The 13,926-nt window shown below is 68.5% G+C and carries 17 protein-coding genes; 7 read left to right on the forward strand and 10 right to left on the reverse strand.

Going from position 1 to position 13,926, the window contains the following annotated elements; genetic code table 11:
* Nucleotides 1-27 precede the first annotated feature (27 nt).
* Both GWG54_RS03330 and GWG54_RS03335 read left to right on the forward strand, forming a co-directional pair.
* Nucleotides 28-468, forward strand: a complete 441-nt coding sequence (locus GWG54_RS03330) for a hypothetical protein (protein WP_167936424.1) — start codon at nucleotides 28-30, stop codon at nucleotides 466-468.
* Nucleotides 469-516: 48 nt separating this feature from the next.
* Nucleotides 517-1,191, forward strand: coding sequence for an RNA ligase partner protein (locus tag GWG54_RS03335; RefSeq protein ID WP_167936425.1), 675 nt, complete (start codon nucleotides 517-519; stop codon nucleotides 1,189-1,191).
* Here the strand turns inward: GWG54_RS03335 and GWG54_RS03340 are convergent.
* The 3 genes from GWG54_RS03340 to GWG54_RS03350 form a co-directional block, all read right to left on the reverse strand.
* On the reverse strand, nucleotides 1,151-2,476 hold the full coding sequence (locus GWG54_RS03340) for an MFS transporter (protein WP_167936426.1): 1,326 nt from the start codon (nucleotides 2,474-2,476) through the stop codon (nucleotides 1,151-1,153). The two genes, GWG54_RS03335 and GWG54_RS03340, sit on opposite strands and share 41 nt — an antisense overlap.
* Nucleotides 2,477-2,587: 111 nt before the next feature.
* Nucleotides 2,588-2,854 (reverse strand): elongation factor 1-beta, encoded by a 267-nt coding sequence (locus GWG54_RS03345; protein WP_008424241.1) that lies wholly within the window; start codon nucleotides 2,852-2,854, stop codon nucleotides 2,588-2,590.
* 7 nt (nucleotides 2,855-2,861) lie between these two features.
* Nucleotides 2,862-3,041, reverse strand: coding sequence for an HVO_2753 family zinc finger protein (locus GWG54_RS03350; RefSeq protein WP_008424243.1), 180 nt, complete (start codon nucleotides 3,039-3,041; stop codon nucleotides 2,862-2,864).
* A gap of 137 nt (nucleotides 3,042-3,178) precedes the next feature.
* Here GWG54_RS03350 and nreA point away from each other — a divergent pair, with 137 nt between their 5' ends.
* Both nreA and GWG54_RS03360 read left to right on the forward strand, forming a co-directional pair.
* Nucleotides 3,179-4,534, forward strand: a complete 1,356-nt coding sequence (gene nreA, locus GWG54_RS03355) for a DNA repair protein NreA (RefSeq protein ID WP_167936427.1) — start codon at nucleotides 3,179-3,181, stop codon at nucleotides 4,532-4,534.
* 173 nt (nucleotides 4,535-4,707) lie between these two features.
* On the forward strand, nucleotides 4,708-6,144 hold the full coding sequence (locus GWG54_RS03360; RefSeq protein ID WP_167936428.1) for a Na+/H+ antiporter NhaC family protein: 1,437 nt from the start codon (nucleotides 4,708-4,710) through the stop codon (nucleotides 6,142-6,144).
* 3 nt (nucleotides 6,145-6,147) lie between these two features.
* Here GWG54_RS03360 and GWG54_RS03365 read toward each other — a convergent pair whose 3' ends face one another.
* The 4 genes from GWG54_RS03365 to GWG54_RS03380 form a co-directional block, all read right to left on the reverse strand.
* Nucleotides 6,148-7,230, reverse strand: coding sequence for an AI-2E family transporter (locus GWG54_RS03365; protein WP_167936429.1), 1,083 nt, complete (start codon nucleotides 7,228-7,230; stop codon nucleotides 6,148-6,150).
* A 97-nt stretch (nucleotides 7,231-7,327) separates the two neighbouring features.
* A complete protein-coding gene (locus tag GWG54_RS03370) occupies nucleotides 7,328-7,792 on the reverse strand; it encodes a DUF302 domain-containing protein (RefSeq protein ID WP_167936430.1) in 465 nt (154 codons plus the stop codon).
* A 60-nt stretch (nucleotides 7,793-7,852) separates the two neighbouring features.
* Nucleotides 7,853-8,551: a type II CAAX prenyl endopeptidase Rce1 family protein gene (locus tag GWG54_RS03375; RefSeq protein ID WP_167936431.1), complete on the reverse strand. Its 699-nt coding sequence runs from the start codon at nucleotides 8,549-8,551 to the stop codon at nucleotides 7,853-7,855.
* A 6-nt stretch (nucleotides 8,552-8,557) separates the two neighbouring features.
* Nucleotides 8,558-8,845, reverse strand: a complete 288-nt coding sequence (locus GWG54_RS03380; RefSeq protein WP_167936432.1) for a DUF5789 family protein — start codon at nucleotides 8,843-8,845, stop codon at nucleotides 8,558-8,560.
* Between the two features lie 117 nt (nucleotides 8,846-8,962).
* Between GWG54_RS03380 and GWG54_RS03385 the strand changes: the two genes are divergently transcribed.
* Nucleotides 8,963-9,826: a DUF2157 domain-containing protein gene (locus GWG54_RS03385; protein WP_167936433.1), complete on the forward strand. Its 864-nt coding sequence runs from the start codon at nucleotides 8,963-8,965 to the stop codon at nucleotides 9,824-9,826.
* A 24-nt stretch (nucleotides 9,827-9,850) separates the two neighbouring features.
* Here GWG54_RS03385 and GWG54_RS03390 read toward each other — a convergent pair whose 3' ends face one another.
* Together GWG54_RS03390 and GWG54_RS03395 are read right to left on the reverse strand one after the other, a co-directional pair.
* Nucleotides 9,851-10,336: a metal-dependent hydrolase gene (locus GWG54_RS03390; protein ID WP_167936434.1), complete on the reverse strand. Its 486-nt coding sequence runs from the start codon at nucleotides 10,334-10,336 to the stop codon at nucleotides 9,851-9,853.
* 90 nt (nucleotides 10,337-10,426) lie between these two features.
* Complete coding sequence (locus GWG54_RS03395) at nucleotides 10,427-10,945, reverse strand: CinA family protein (protein WP_167936435.1); 519 nt, start codon at nucleotides 10,943-10,945, stop codon at nucleotides 10,427-10,429.
* A 117-nt stretch (nucleotides 10,946-11,062) separates the two neighbouring features.
* Between GWG54_RS03395 and GWG54_RS03400 the strand changes: the two genes are divergently transcribed.
* Nucleotides 11,063-12,163: a pyridoxal phosphate-dependent aminotransferase gene (locus GWG54_RS03400; RefSeq protein ID WP_167936473.1), complete on the forward strand. Its 1,101-nt coding sequence runs from the start codon at nucleotides 11,063-11,065 to the stop codon at nucleotides 12,161-12,163.
* Between the two features lie 131 nt (nucleotides 12,164-12,294).
* On the opposite strand, the gene GWG54_RS03405 is transcribed toward GWG54_RS03400, so the two are convergent.
* Nucleotides 12,295-12,549, reverse strand: a complete 255-nt coding sequence (locus GWG54_RS03405) for a hypothetical protein (protein ID WP_167936436.1) — start codon at nucleotides 12,547-12,549, stop codon at nucleotides 12,295-12,297.
* A 220-nt stretch (nucleotides 12,550-12,769) separates the two neighbouring features.
* Between GWG54_RS03405 and GWG54_RS03410 the strand changes: the two genes are divergently transcribed.
* Entirely contained in the window at nucleotides 12,770-13,918 is a 1,149-nt protein-coding gene (locus GWG54_RS03410; RefSeq protein ID WP_167936437.1) for a TRC40/GET3/ArsA family transport-energizing ATPase, read from the forward strand.
* Nucleotides 13,919-13,926: the final 8 nt, after the last annotated feature.

A 13,926-nucleotide genomic window follows, 5' to 3' on the forward strand; every position in this document is an offset into this window, starting at 1 on the left:
ATCGGTGCGCGGCGACAACTCGCGCCCATGCGCATCGAACTCCGCGTCTGCCAGCACTGTCTCGAGGGCGATCACGGCAACGAGCAGCGGACGCAGGTCATCAACGACATGGTCGCCTGCGCGGAGCGGATCCGCGAGCACAAGGAGGTCATCGACCTCGACGAGGTCGTCGTTCGTCGCGTCTCCGAGGACGATCCAGGGAAGCCGGAGGCGCTGCCGGTCGTCTCGGCGACGATCCAGAACGACCAGATCGTGCTCAACGACCTCCAGCTGGTCACCGAGGGTCCGGACGGGAACATGCTCATCTACGTCGAACCCCAGGACATCATGACCGTCCTCGCGGGCAACGTCGACGAGATCAGCAAGGCCGTCCACGAGGACGTCACCGTCGACCTCTCCTCGACCAGCGCGGAGATGATCTCGGAAGCCGACCTCGGGGCGCGGGGGCCGAACGCGGACGAGCCCTGACCCCGCCGCGAACGCAGCTATTTGCCCCTCGAGGCCGTACCCCCGCCCATGTCCACCGAGGCGTTCAAACAGCGGTTCGTCCTCGACACCTCCCTGTTTCTCACCGAGGAGATCCGCCGGGACGAGGAGTCGCTCGAGGACGCGGTGCTCCGGCTGCTCGAGCTGATCGCGAACGCCCGCCTCAACCTCGGCATCTCCTGTTACGTGCCGCCGACGATCCACGACGAGCTGACGACGATGCTCGAGGCCCGCGACGTGAGCGAGGAGGTCTACTCGAAGCTGAACACCTGGGTGATCCGCAAACACCCCGACCGATACGCCGTCTCGATCCCCGCCAACGTCGTCTACAGCTTCGTCGACGAGATGAGCGGTCGGGTCGACCGGGGGCTTCGGGTCTCCGAGAAGGCGGTTCGGCGCGCGGAGGCCAGCGCCGACGAGCCCCTCGAGGACCACGACCACAAGACCGAGGTCGACGCGGTGATCTCCCAGCTCCGGGAGAAGTACCGCGACGCGATGCGGACCGGGGTGCTCGACTCCCGGGAGGACTTCGACCTGCTGATCCTCGCCCGCGAGCTCGAGGCCGGCGTCGTCACCGAAGACCGGGGAATCATCGACTGGACCGAGGACTTCGGGCTGCGGTACATCCGCGGACGGGAGTTTCCGGCCCTGCTCGAGCAGTACCTCACCGCGGTCGATCCCGACTCGAGGCGGACGATCGAGTAGGCGCCCCGGTCCGCGAGCGCTTCCGGACGACCAGCCAGCACGCACAGCAGAAACCGACCGCAACCGTCGCCGCGAGGATACCGAAGGCCACCCGGTAGCCGAACTCGGTGTAGGCGACGGTACCGCCGACGGTCTCGCCGGTTCGGTAGGCGTCAAGCGTGGCCCCCATCGCCGCCGGCAGGATCGAGCCGCCGACGAACCCCGCCGTGTTGACCGTCGCGGTCGCGATCCCGCTCGCGCCCGCGGGGTAGCGTTCCTTGACGACCGACAGCGACAACATCGCGGCGCCGAAGAGGAAGCCGCAGGCGAAGTAGGAGACGGCGACGACCGCCAGCGGGGGGCGGCCGAGGACGGGGATGGCTCCGAGCGCGACCGCGAACAGACCGATTCCGACCGCCATCGGAAGCAGCCGCCGCTCGATCCGGTCCGAGAGCCACCCGAGCGTCGTCGGCCCGAGCAGCACGCCGACCGACGCGAGCAGGGTAAAGGAGGAGGCCGTCGTCACGTCGAGTTCGTAGACGACGACGATGTAGGGAATCCCCCACAGCCCCACGAGCGTCAGCATCGCGCCGTTGCCCGCGAAGAAGACGGCCGACAGCAGCCACTGGTCGAGGTCCCGCGCGAGCGTTCGCAGGTGGCCCCCGAGTTCGGCGAGGGTCGTCTCGGGCTGTTCGGGGACGCCCTCGATCGGCTCGAGCCCCGCGGCAGCCGGGGACTGACGCGCGAGGGCGAAGACGGTGCCCGCGGCGACGATTCCAGCGCCCCCCAGCGAGAGGATCGTCGCGCGCCAGCCGAACCGGCCGACGGCGACCGCCAGCGGTGTCGTCGCGAGGATCGCCCCGAGCCCGGCGATACTTCCGGTGAGGCCGGTCATCGTCGCGAACTCGTCGGCCCGGTACCAGTTGGCACAGAACCGCAGGATCGAGACGAAGATGACGCCGCTGCCGAGTCCGATGAGCGCCCGCGAGGCGAACGCCGCGAGGTAGCTCCCGCTCAGCGCGAACCCGACCGCGCCCAGGCTCAGGACGACGCCGCCGACCGAGCCGACGTAGCGCGGACCGATTCGGTCGGCGAGCACACCCGTCGGTACCTGGATCGCCGCGTAGATGAGGAAAAAGGAAGCGTGCAGCGTCCCCAGTTGGGCCGCCGTCGTCTCGAAGGCGACGGTCAGCTCCTCGGAGAGAACCCCCGTCGAGAGTCGGTGGAGGTTAACCAGCAGGAAGACGGTCGCCAGCGCGGCCCACGCCAGCCACCGCCGCTTCGTCGGATCCGTCAATGCGCTCACGCCGGAGACGTTTCTCGGGGGCGACAGTAAGCGTTTGGAGAAGGACCGCCGGGACGAACCCGGGCCGTACGAGCTACGGGGACCGGTCCGGCGAGCGGAGCGGAGTTGCGTTCAGATACGGCCGACGTTCTCGACGTCGACGCTCTCGACACCCTCGACCTCGGTGAAGTTCTCCTCGACGGCCTCGGTACCGCCCGCGCCGTCGGGGACGATGACGGTCGGGATGAGCGCGACGAGACCGAACGCGACCTCCTCGCGTTCGACGCCGTTGATCTTCGCGCCCTCGGGGAGGGAGCTCTCGAGGCGCTCCTGGAGGGTGTCCAGGTCCATCTCGGGGCTGTCCGGCATGACCTTGATCTTGGCAGCGACTTTTCCCATGGTCGTATCAGGGCCCGGTGAATCCGCAGTCGGGACACTCGTAGAGGTTGCTCTGCTTGCGGCACTTGGCACAGCGGAAGATGCGCGCGCCACAGTCGGGACACTTGAACGCCGCGGCGTTCGTGCCCGCGATATTGATCCCACAGGAGACGCAGGAGCGTCTGTCCTGCTCGTCCGTCGTACTCATACCCCTCCCTTTTTGCCCGTCGTTTTTAACCCTTGCGAGGTCGCCCGCGGCCCTCGAGCGGGCCGCGGCGGGGCGAGCGGTCGCCCGCGGGCGGCCGAACTCAACATTGAAAGTCTCGCATCACCAACCCTCGTCGAATGCGCCTCGACGACTACATCGAGAGCCTCGAACCCGACGAGGAGGCCGAGCGCCGCCGGCTCGCGAGGGAGAAGTCCTACGCGATCACGGATCACCTCGAGGAGTTCGAGCGCAACTTCGAGCGGGCGCTGTCGGGCGACTCGCTGGTGGGTTCGACGGCGCCGTCGATCTTCGTCGGGCGGTCGAGTTACCCCGACATCCCGATCGGGGTGCTCTCGCCCGTCGGCGACGAGGACGACGCCGAGTCCTACGTCACCGACGGGGAGTGGTACCGACAGGGGTACGGCATCGACGACGTCCTCCAGCGTCGAACCGGCCTGCTGAACTCGAACAAGCGCGCCGACGTCGACTCCCCGAGCGTCGCGAGCCGCCTGGCGCCGTCGGTTCACGACGCCTGGGACGGGTTCGTGGGCGTCCAGCGGGAGGTCGCCATCGCGGATCGACCAGTCGACCTCGAGATCGGGCTGAACGACGAACCGGATCTCGGCCTCGAGCCGGGGACCGACGTCGCCACGCCGCGGGGGCCTCGCGCCAGCGCCAGCGGCGCCGAGCTTCGGGAGAATCCCCACGTTCCGCGGCCAGTGAAGAAAACCCTCGAGGACGACGACTGGCTGGCCCAGGGGGCGATGACGTACCTCTACCGGCGCGGATTCGACGTCTACGAGATCAACTCGATCCTCTCGGCTGGGGCGCTGGGCGAGGCCGATCAGCGACGGCTCGTTCCGACGCGGTGGTCGATCACGGCCGTCGACGATACCGTCGGCCAGTTCCTGCGCGGGCGCATCCGCAACGCGCCGAGCATCGACGAGGTGCAGGTCCGGGCCAACGAGTACATGGGCAACCGCTACTGGATCGTGCTCGCTCCCGGAAGCTGGGAGTTCGAGCTCGTCGAGATGAAAGCTCCCGGAAGTATCTGGAACCCCAATCCGAACGACGAGATCTGGCTCCAGAGCGCCAGCGAGGGGTACGAGGGGCGCTCGAGCTACGTCGAGGAGACCGCGGGCGCCTACTACGCGGCTCGGCTCGGCGTCCTCGAGCACCTCGAGTCGATCGGCCGTCAGGCGAAGTGCCTGGTGCTTCGGGAGGTCAGCGACGACTACTGGGCGCCCGTCGGCGTCTGGCAGGTCCGCGAGAGCGTCCGCAACGCCTTCGAGGGCGTTCCCGTCGAGGCGAGCGATCCGGACCTCGAGCGGGCGGAACTCACCGGCGAGTACGGCGAGGCCGAGACCTTCCACGCCGCCCTCGACGGGCTCGCGCCGCAGCTGCCGATCTCGGCCGCCCGCCTCAGGCGGAAATCCGAGCTCGCCGCGGGGCTGCAGTCGAACCTGAGCGCCTTCTCGAACCCCGACGGCTGAGCCGCGTCGGCGACGAGCGTCGAACGGCCACGGCTCGGCCGCGAGTTCCGGGGGGCGTCCGCTACGACGCCCGGCGGCGCTCGCCGCGTGGCGGCGTGTGACCCGATAGCGAGCTGCATACTCCCGAGTAATGTTTCGAGTTATTTTTATTCCCGAAGTGCATACCGCGGGTAATGTCACGGGACTTCACGCCGACGACGATCGACGAGCTCGATCCGGAGCGGCGTCCCTCCGCTCGGCTCGCGCTCGTTCCGGTGCTCGCGGTCGTCGCCTTCCTCGGAATCGGCTCGGCGCTGTTGGGACTCGACCCCCACGCGCCGCTTCTGTGGAGTATCGTCCTCGTCGGTGCCTTCGGCTACTCTCTGGGGTACTCCTGGGAGGAGCTCTACGACGGGGTCGCCGACGGCCTGCTGATGGGGCTACAGGCGATCCTGATCATCTTCACCATCTACGCGCTGATCGCGACGTGGGTCGGTGCGGGGACGATCCCGGCGATGATGTACTACGGCCTCGAGTTGCTGACGCCGGCGGTCTTCCTGCCCGTCGCCGCCGTCCTCGCGGCCGTCGTCGCGTTCGCGATCGGCTCCTCGTGGACCACCGTCGGCACCCTCGGCGTCGCGTTCGTCGGGATCGGATCCGGGCTGGGCGTCCCCGAGGCGATGACCGTGGGCGCGGTCATCTCGGGCGCCTACGCGGGCGACAAGCAGTCGCCGCTGTCGGACACGACCAACCTCGCGGCCGGGGTGACGAACACGCCCCTGTACGACCACATCTACCGCATGCGAACGGGGACTGCGATCGCGTTCGGGATCGCCGTGCTGGCCTTCGCGGCGCTGGGCCTGCAGACCGGCGGCGCCGTTCCCGGCGATCGAATCGCCGAGATCCAGACCGCCCTCCAGGGGACGTACGCGATCTCGCCGCTGGTCTTTCTCCCGCTGGTCGTGACGTTCGGACTCGCGCTGTACGGCTTTCCTGCGTTGCCGACGCTGGTCGCCGGAACGATCGCGGGCGTGCTCACGTCGGTGCTCGTCCAGGGGGCGGGTTTCGTCCCGGCCTGGGAGATCTTCCTCAGCGGGACCGCACCCGAGACGGGCTCGGATCTCGTCGACGAGCTCCTCGTGACGGGCGGGCTCACGGGCTCGGCCTGGACGATCACCGTCGTCGTCGCCGCGCTCTCGCTGGGGGGCCTGCTCGAGCGAACCGGCGTGCTGGCGGTGCTGGCCCACCGCGTCTCCCAGGGCGTGACGAGTTCGGGCGGCCTGATCGCCGGGACGGGGCTGTCCGCGATACTCATCAACGGGCTCACCGCCCAGCAGTACATGAGCATCGTTCTCCCGGGAGTGACCCTGCGAAACCTCTACGAGGAGTTCGACATGGGCAGCGACGAGCTCTCGCGGGCCGTCGAGGCCGCCGGAACGCCGACCGGCGCCCTGATCCCCTGGCACGCCGGCGGCGTCTTCATGGCCGGCGCGACGGGCGTCGACACGCTCGCGTACGCGCCGTACTACCTGTTCGGACTGCTCTCGCCGCTCGTGTTGTTCGCGATGGCGCTGACCGGACGGGGGATCCCGACGACGAACCGCTCGGAGCCGGCCCAGGCCGCCGACTGACCGTCAGTCGTCGGCGGTACCGGGCTCGGCGTTGGCCAGCTCCGTACCCGCCCCCTCGAGCCGGAGATCGTCGGTCGTGAGCGCCGTTTCGTTGAAGACGTTCAGTCCGGCCTTGAACACCGCGAGCAACACTGGGCCGAGGAACAGCCCCATGATCCCGAGCAGGTAGATCCCGCCGACGACGCCGATCAGGACGACCGCGGGATGGAGCCCCGTCCGTCGGTCGACGAAGATCGCCCGCAGGTAGTTGTCGACGACCGAGAGCACCGACAGGCCGTACAGGAGCAACGCGACTGCCGGGAGCGGACCGGTCGTCATCAGGAGGTAGGCGACCGCGGGTCCCCAGACGAGCCAGACGCCGATCGCCGGGAGAAAGGAGACGACGACCATCACGATCGTCCAGAAGGGGGCGTTGGGAACGCCGAGCAGGTAAAAGCCGATCCCGCCGAGCAGTCCCTCGACGACAGCGACGAGGACGTGGCTCTTGATCACCGCCCAGGTGACGACGTCGACCTCGGCGAACAGCTCGTCTCGCACCTCGTCCTCGAGGGGCGCCACCGCGGCCAGCCAGCGGACGAACGTTCGGCCGTCCGCGAGCAGGTAGTACAGCAGAAAGACGAGCACCAGCAATCCGAGTCCCATCCGAACGCCCGCGTCGAGCAGCCCGACCACCTCCCCCAGTGCGACGTCGACGGCGCCGTCGAACGCCCCGTTCACCTCGGCGAGCAACCGCGCGCGCGTCGTCGCGATCAGCTCGGGATCGATCCCGAGCTGGATCGCCCACTCGCTGGCCGTCTCGACGGCGGCAGTCTCGTCGAACCGGTTCAGAAAGGAAAACACCGTCTGGACGGTGACGACCGAGAGGTAGAGGATCGGGATGACCGCGGCGACGACGGCGACGACGGTGAGGACCAGCGCCGACGGCCGGCCGCCGATCCGTCGCTCGAGGCGCTCGTGGGCGGGGTAGAGCACGAACGCGAGCAGGGCGGCGCCCAACACGTACTGCAACAGCGGCGCGAGGATGAGCGTCGTGACCGCCGCGAGGGACAGCAGGAGGAGGGCGAAGAATGTGGTTTTGACGTCCATATTCCACCAACGTGGCTAATGTACGTAAATCTTGACATTCAGAAATACTAATGTAATGTCCGACGCGCGTCGGCCGTCCGTCCGATCGCGGGGCGGCTCAGTCCGCCGTCTCGACGTCGACGGAGTCGAACTGTTCGAACGCCTCCTCGACGAGTTCGCCCGTGGTGTCGACGATGTCGGCCCACTCCTCGTTGTCGGGGGCGATGTCGAGCAGGCGCGCAATCCTCATGATCGAGAGATGGTACACCCGCTGGCGGCCCGGCTCCTCCTCCCAGACGATCACGTTACACGGGAAGAGCCCGCCGATCCGCAGCGTCTCGTCGAGCGCCCGATCGGCAACCTCGGGGTTGCAGGCGCCCAGCACGTAGTAGGGATCGCGGTCGGCGTCGACCTTCTCGTTGAGCAGCTCCGAGGGGGAGAACTCGACGGGGATGCCGAAGCCGACCTCCTCACAGACCTCGCGGACGTGCTCGATCGCCGCCTCGTGGTCCATCTCGAGGACGGCCTGTTTCTCGCCGACGTCTTCCGGATCGATCTCGGCCGGGTCGATTGGCAGACTCATACTCGGGTCCTCGCCCGGGAGCCACTAAAGCCCCACCGTCGCGGCTGCAGCGTCCCCGTCTCAGAGCGGGATCGGAAGCCACTCGAGGCGAGCCAGGACGTCCGCGGGATCGAACAGCGGGTCGTGCAGGACCAGCCAGTCCAGCAGGACCAGGCCGGCGCCGTGGGCGATCACCGAGGGGAGGATCGAGTCGGAGGTGTAGTCGACCGCGCCGAAGAGGACGTCGGTCGGGCCCGACAGCAGGAACTCGAGGGGCGGCTTCGAGGCGTGGTGGAGCATGTAGACGACGGGGCTGATCAGGACGGCCTTGAACCCGATCTCCCGGACGCCGACACAGAGCAGTCCCCGGTAGTAGGTCTCGGCGGCCAGCGCCAGCGCGAACAGCTTGATCGCGTGAGGGAGAAACTCGCCGGGCGCCGCCGAGGTCTCCCACATCGGGTAGAACGCCCGGATCGTCGGCAGCGTCGAGCCCACGAGGTAAAAGGGCAGCACGAACAGCGAGAGCAACGCGGCGTTGCGGACCGCGGTTCGATCGACGTTCCACCCGATGTGGTTGCCGTGGGTGAGCCCGAGCGCGAGCGGACCGCCGATCAGCAGGATCGAATCGACGACGACGCGGCGCCCGAGGTCGGGGGGAACCAGCTGCGTCCACAGCACGGTGAGGACGGCGCCGGTCAGTAGCGACTTCTGGAACCAGGTGAGCCCGGCGAGCGAGCCGGGCAACCGGCCGACCTCGCCTCGTCCGTCCTCGGCTGTCACGGATGGTTACTCGTCGGCGGTCGGGACCGGTCCGGTGCCGACGACGTCGCAAACGTGGCGTTCGAACTCCTGGTGGCGCTGGAAGTAGGTCTCGTCGACCTCCTCGAGCACCGACGAGAGCTCCCGGGGACCCTCGGGGGTTCGGATGACGCTGTCGCCCTCGAGGCGGTCGATCTCGCTTTTCTCCTTCGGCCAGAAGAGCCGCGAACTGATGCGGGCCAGCGGCGCCCCTTCGACGGGGGTTCGCTCGCCGAGTTCGACCGCAGGCCCTTCCTCCTCCTCGTCGTCGCTCATGGGAAAGCGTTTTCGAGCGCGGCGATTCAACCTTTCGCTTCCGCGGGTGAGTTCCTCTCTATCCTGTTACCTGTGTCTGACATTATTGTTTTGTACTTGTAAGTCACAGATATCTGCATGACGAGTCTGACGGAGGTGTACCGGGGCGGCGCGCGAACGGGACCGGGTCGTCGTCGGCTGTACGCCGGAACGGGCCTCGTCGCGCTCGGCGCCGTCCTCGCGGTGCTGGGGGTCGTGCTGGCGACGACCGAACTGTTCGACGGGATCGTCGCCGAGGCCACGGGCTGGGAGATGGCGGCCCACTACGCGACCGTGCGGTTCGCCGGGGTCGCTGCCGGAATCGGCGTCCCGTCCGCCCTCGTCGGTCTCTTCCTCGTGTTGCCCGCGAGCCGTCGGCTCCGCGCGGCCGGCGCGGTCGGCGCCGGCCTCTGTCTGCTCGGGGTCGCGCTCTTCTGGATCGCCTACCCCTACCACTGGCGCGGGGTCGGCGCGGACCTGACCCTCGAGGTCGCCGCGGTCTACCTCCTCGGGCTGTTCGTCGCGGTCTGGTGTCTGTTCGTCGGCGTCGTCAACTTCAAGACCCGCAACGACCCCGGCGGCACCCTCGAGATGCACGTCACGCGCCGGAACCGAACGATCGTCGAGCGAGACGACGAGGGGACCGCCGGCGGACTCGGCGGGATCGGCGTTCTCGGCGCTCGACCCGACGGGGAGATCGAGCCGAACGCGCGTCGAGACGGCGGTCCCGTCGCGGCGACGGCCGAGTCGGTTTCGGAACCCGAGGACGTCGGCAGTGACGCCGAACTACTCGAGGCCGGGGACGAGCCGACGCCGCCGACCGACCGCTACTGCGGAAACTGCGAGCAGTTCGCGTACGCCCGCGAACGCGGGTCGAACGAGCTGATCCCGTACTGCACCCGTCACGAGGAGGCGATGACCGGAATGGACGCCTGCGAGGAGTGGACGCCGAACCGTCGGTAGCCGTTCGGACGGGCACGGCCCGTCTCAGAACCAGAGTCCGAGTTCCGCGACGTCGACGCCTCGCCGCGGCAGCTCGTACAGCAGGAGGACCGCGACCCCGAGCTCGAGCCCGGTCACGAGGACCGTCACCAGATCGGTCCGTCCGCTGCTGACCGGGACCCCGGTCGGCAGGTCGAACTCCCTGCTCGAGAGCGGGTAAAAGAGCGCGATGCCGCGCCTGCTACCCGTGACGTCGAGGACGTAGTGGGTCAACACGCCGATCCAGACGTACTCGAGGTTGCCGAAGACGAACGGGAAGGCGACGAACAGGCCGAGTACGGGGAGGTTGTGCAGCGTCTTGCGGTGGCGGCCGAACGCGGTGTCGACGTCGGGAAAGAGTGCGCCGAGCGTCACCGGGACCGTAATGGTGACGACCGACTCGAGGGTTCCCGGATCGAGCGCGGGCTCGAGCAGGATTCCGAGCCCGATACTCAACAGAACGGCGTTGAGAACGTGTCCCCGTTTGTTCATTAGGGGGACGTCGCGGGGGGACCCTCGAATAGTTTTCTCTCGCGGACGGTCAGCGTCCGCGAGGGGTCGGCCTCGCGACCCGCCCGATCGTCACTCCCGAACTTCCGCGACGGCGGCGAGTAGATCCTCGAGCGCCCGGTCGACGGTCTTCGCCCGCACCTCGGCGCGGTCACCGTCGAACTCGTACCGGGAGACTGTCGCGAACGAGGACTGCGTTCCCCAGGGCCCGGCGTAGGAGACGCCGACGTAGACCGTGCCGACCGGGTCGTCCTCGGTACCGCCGGTGGGACCGGCGACGCCGGTGGTCGCGACCCCCCAGGTCGTATCGGCCACGTCGCGGATCCCCTGGGCCATCTCGCGGGCAACTGGCTCCGAGACGGCGCCGTGCTCGTCCAAGGCCTCGCGGCTGACCCCGAGGTGGCGCCGTTTGGCGTCGTAGGCGTAGGTCGTCAGTCCCGAGTCGAAGTAGTCCGTGGCCCCCGGGACGGCGGTGATCGCGGCGCCGATCAACCCGCCCGTACAGGACTCGGTGACGGCGAGGGTGTCGCCTTCGTCCCGCATCGCGTCGGCGACGTCCATCGGCAGTTCGCGGTCGATGTCGTCGTTCATACCCGACTCGAGGCACCCGGCGGGTTTCAAATCCTGGGTTGCGTCGGCGCGGGCCCCCCGAGGCCGGCTCGAGCCCGCGACGAAAGAACGACGATGGGCGAGCACCCAGTGGGCCGCATGGAGTACGAGACGCCGCTGTTCTTTCGCGTGATGCAGTACGCCGACCGGGCCGACCGGGACGTCATCGATATGGTCAGCGGGAACCCCGACTGGGAACCCCCGGAGGCCCTGCGCGAGGGACTGGGCGAGTACGCCGACCTCGAGCCTGACCAGTTCCAGTACCCGCCCAGCGAGGGCCTCTCCGAGCTGCGCGAGGAGATCGCCGCCCGACGGAACGTCGACGCAGAGCAGGTCGTCGTCACCAACGGCGCGGGCGAGGCGAACTACCTCGCGATGGCGCGGGCTCTCGAGCGCGACCGCGGCGACGAGGTCGTGCTGACCGATCCCGTCTACCCCTACTACCCCGGGAAGACGACGATGCTCGGCGGTCGTCAGCGGTTCGTCGCCGCCGACGAGGCGGGCCAGCTCGATCCGGCCGACGTCCGCGCGGCGACGACGGCGGAGACGGCCGCGATCGTCGTCAACTCGCCGAACAATCCGACGGGGGCGGTCTACCCCGAGGAGACGATCCGAGAACTCGTCGCCATCGCCGAGGAACACGACGCGATCCTGGTCAGCGACGAGGTGTACGACCACTTCGACCTCTCGGGGCGGTTCGCCTCCGCGCTCGGGGTCGACTCCGATCACCGGATCGTCACCAACGCCTTCTCGAAGTCGATGGCGATCACCGGGTTCCGGGTGGGGTACGCGATCTTCCCGCCCCACCTCGTCGAGAACGCCAAGAGCCGCCACATGCTGGTCAACGTCGCCGGCAGCCGCCCCGCCCAGTACGCCGTCCTCCGGGCGCTCCGGGAGACCGAACCGGAGTACTACGAGGAGAGCCGAGAGCAGCTCGCCGAGCGCGTCGAGACGTTCACCGACGCCCTCGAGGTCGCGGGCGCCGACTACACCACGCCCCAGGGCTCGTTCTACGTGATGGCCCGCTTCGACGGGTATCCGGGGACGCTCGAGAACGTCGAGCGACTGATCGACGAGGCCGGCGTCGCGGGGATGCCCGGCGAGGCGTTCGGCGACTCCCGCGCCGACTGGCTCCGCTTCGCGCTGGTCACGCCGCGGGTCTCCGAGGCCGCGGAGCGGCTCGCGACGTACTTCGAGTAGCGCTCGGTTACGGTGACTCAGCTACCTATTGCAGAATAGCTCCCTTCAACACCTGTCGCATAACTCGAGACTGTCGGCGATCGGTTCGAAAAACTCGCGACGATGCCGTCGGGAACGGGACGGCCGACGCCTTACCGCAGGGTTCCGCTCCAGGCGCAGTCGGGACAGACGTACAGCCCCGCGCCGTTGACGGTCTCGGCGGCACAGTCCGGACAGGCCGTCGAGCCGGCGGCGCCGACGGCCGCGGTCGAGTCCTCGGGTCGGAGCACGCCGCGGGCGTTCGCGGCCGGGAGCGCCAGCCCGGGCTCGCCGCCGCCGTACGGGAACGGAGCGTCGTCGTTCGTCGTCGATTCGTCGGGACTCGGTCGGGTGAGTTGTGCAGTCATGAGGGAAAGTTCGAAGCGCCACCACCGCTTCGTCGTGAGCGTACCGTCCACGTCATCGTAATTAAATCTACGTAGGAGGATGGGTATATCGATAAGGATACTCCCCATGCCTTAAATTAGCGAGGGAGTGTTAATATCTCTCGTGGACGGACGCGGTCCGATTCGTCGATCGCTCCTCGAGACCGACGGGTTCTCGTGTGCGCGCCGGAAACCGGACTGCATGAGCGGAATCGACGTCGAACCGGTCGACGAGGCCGAGGCGGACGACGGGGGGACCGACGACGGCGACCACACGATCGAGGTGACGCCGACGGAGTCGGTCGGCGAAGAGGAAGAGACGGTCTCCGTTCGTCCGTCCGAGGAGGACATCGAGGGACCGGACTACGTGCTCTACGGCGGCAAGGGCGGGGTCGGGAAGACGACGATGGCGGCCGCGACCGCGCTGGACAGCGCCCGCGGGGGCGTCCCGACACTGGTCGTCTCGACGGACCCGGCCCACTCGCTGTCGGACACCTACGAGACGGAGATCCCCTCGGAGCCGGGACGGATCCGCGAGGACGTCCCGCTGTACGCCGCCGAGATCGACCCCGAGGCCGCCGTCGACGACGCCGGCTTCGCCGCCCAGGCGCAAGCGCAGGGAGAGGGGGCCGGGATGTTCGGCGGCCTCGAGGGGATGTTCGGCGAGGACTCCCCGATGGAGTCGCTGCTGGGCGGGCCGATGCCGGGCTCGGACGAGGCCGCCGCGATGCAGCTATTGCTCGAGTACCTGGACGACGACCGGTTCGAACGGGTCGTCGTCGACACCGCACCGACGGGGCACACTCTCCGGCTGCTCCAACTGCCCGAACTCATGGACACGATGATGGGCCGGATCGTGAAATTCCGCCAGCGGATCGGCGGGATGATCGACGGGATGAAGGGGATGTTCGGCGACGAGGAGATGCCCGAGGAGGAGCCCGACCTGCAGAACTTGGAGGAGCTACGCGAGCGCATCGAGCGATTGCGCGCCGCCCTTCGGGATCCCGCCCGAACGGACTTCCGGATCGTGCTGGTTCCCGAGGAGATGAGCGTCCTCGAGTCAAAGCGGCTGCGCGAACAGCTCGACGAGTTCGGGATCCCGGTCGGCACCGTCGTCGTCAACCGCGTGATGGAACCGCTGTCGGACGTCACCGACGACGTCGAGGGCGAGTTCCTCCAGCCCGACCTCGAGGGATGTGAGTTCTGCCAGCGACGATGGGACGTCCAGCAGTCGGCGCTGGCGGAGGCCCAGGAGCTGTTCCGGGGCACCGACGTCCGCCGGGTGCCGCTGTTCGCCGACGAGGTCCAGGGAGAGGGGATGCTCGAGGTCGTCGCGGCCTGCCTACGGTAGTACGGTTC

The sequence above is a fragment of the Natronococcus sp. JC468 genome (genome assembly GCF_012163165.1).
In the GTDB taxonomy this organism is placed as follows: Archaea; Halobacteriota; Halobacteria; order Halobacteriales; family Natrialbaceae; genus Natronococcus; species Natronococcus jeotgali.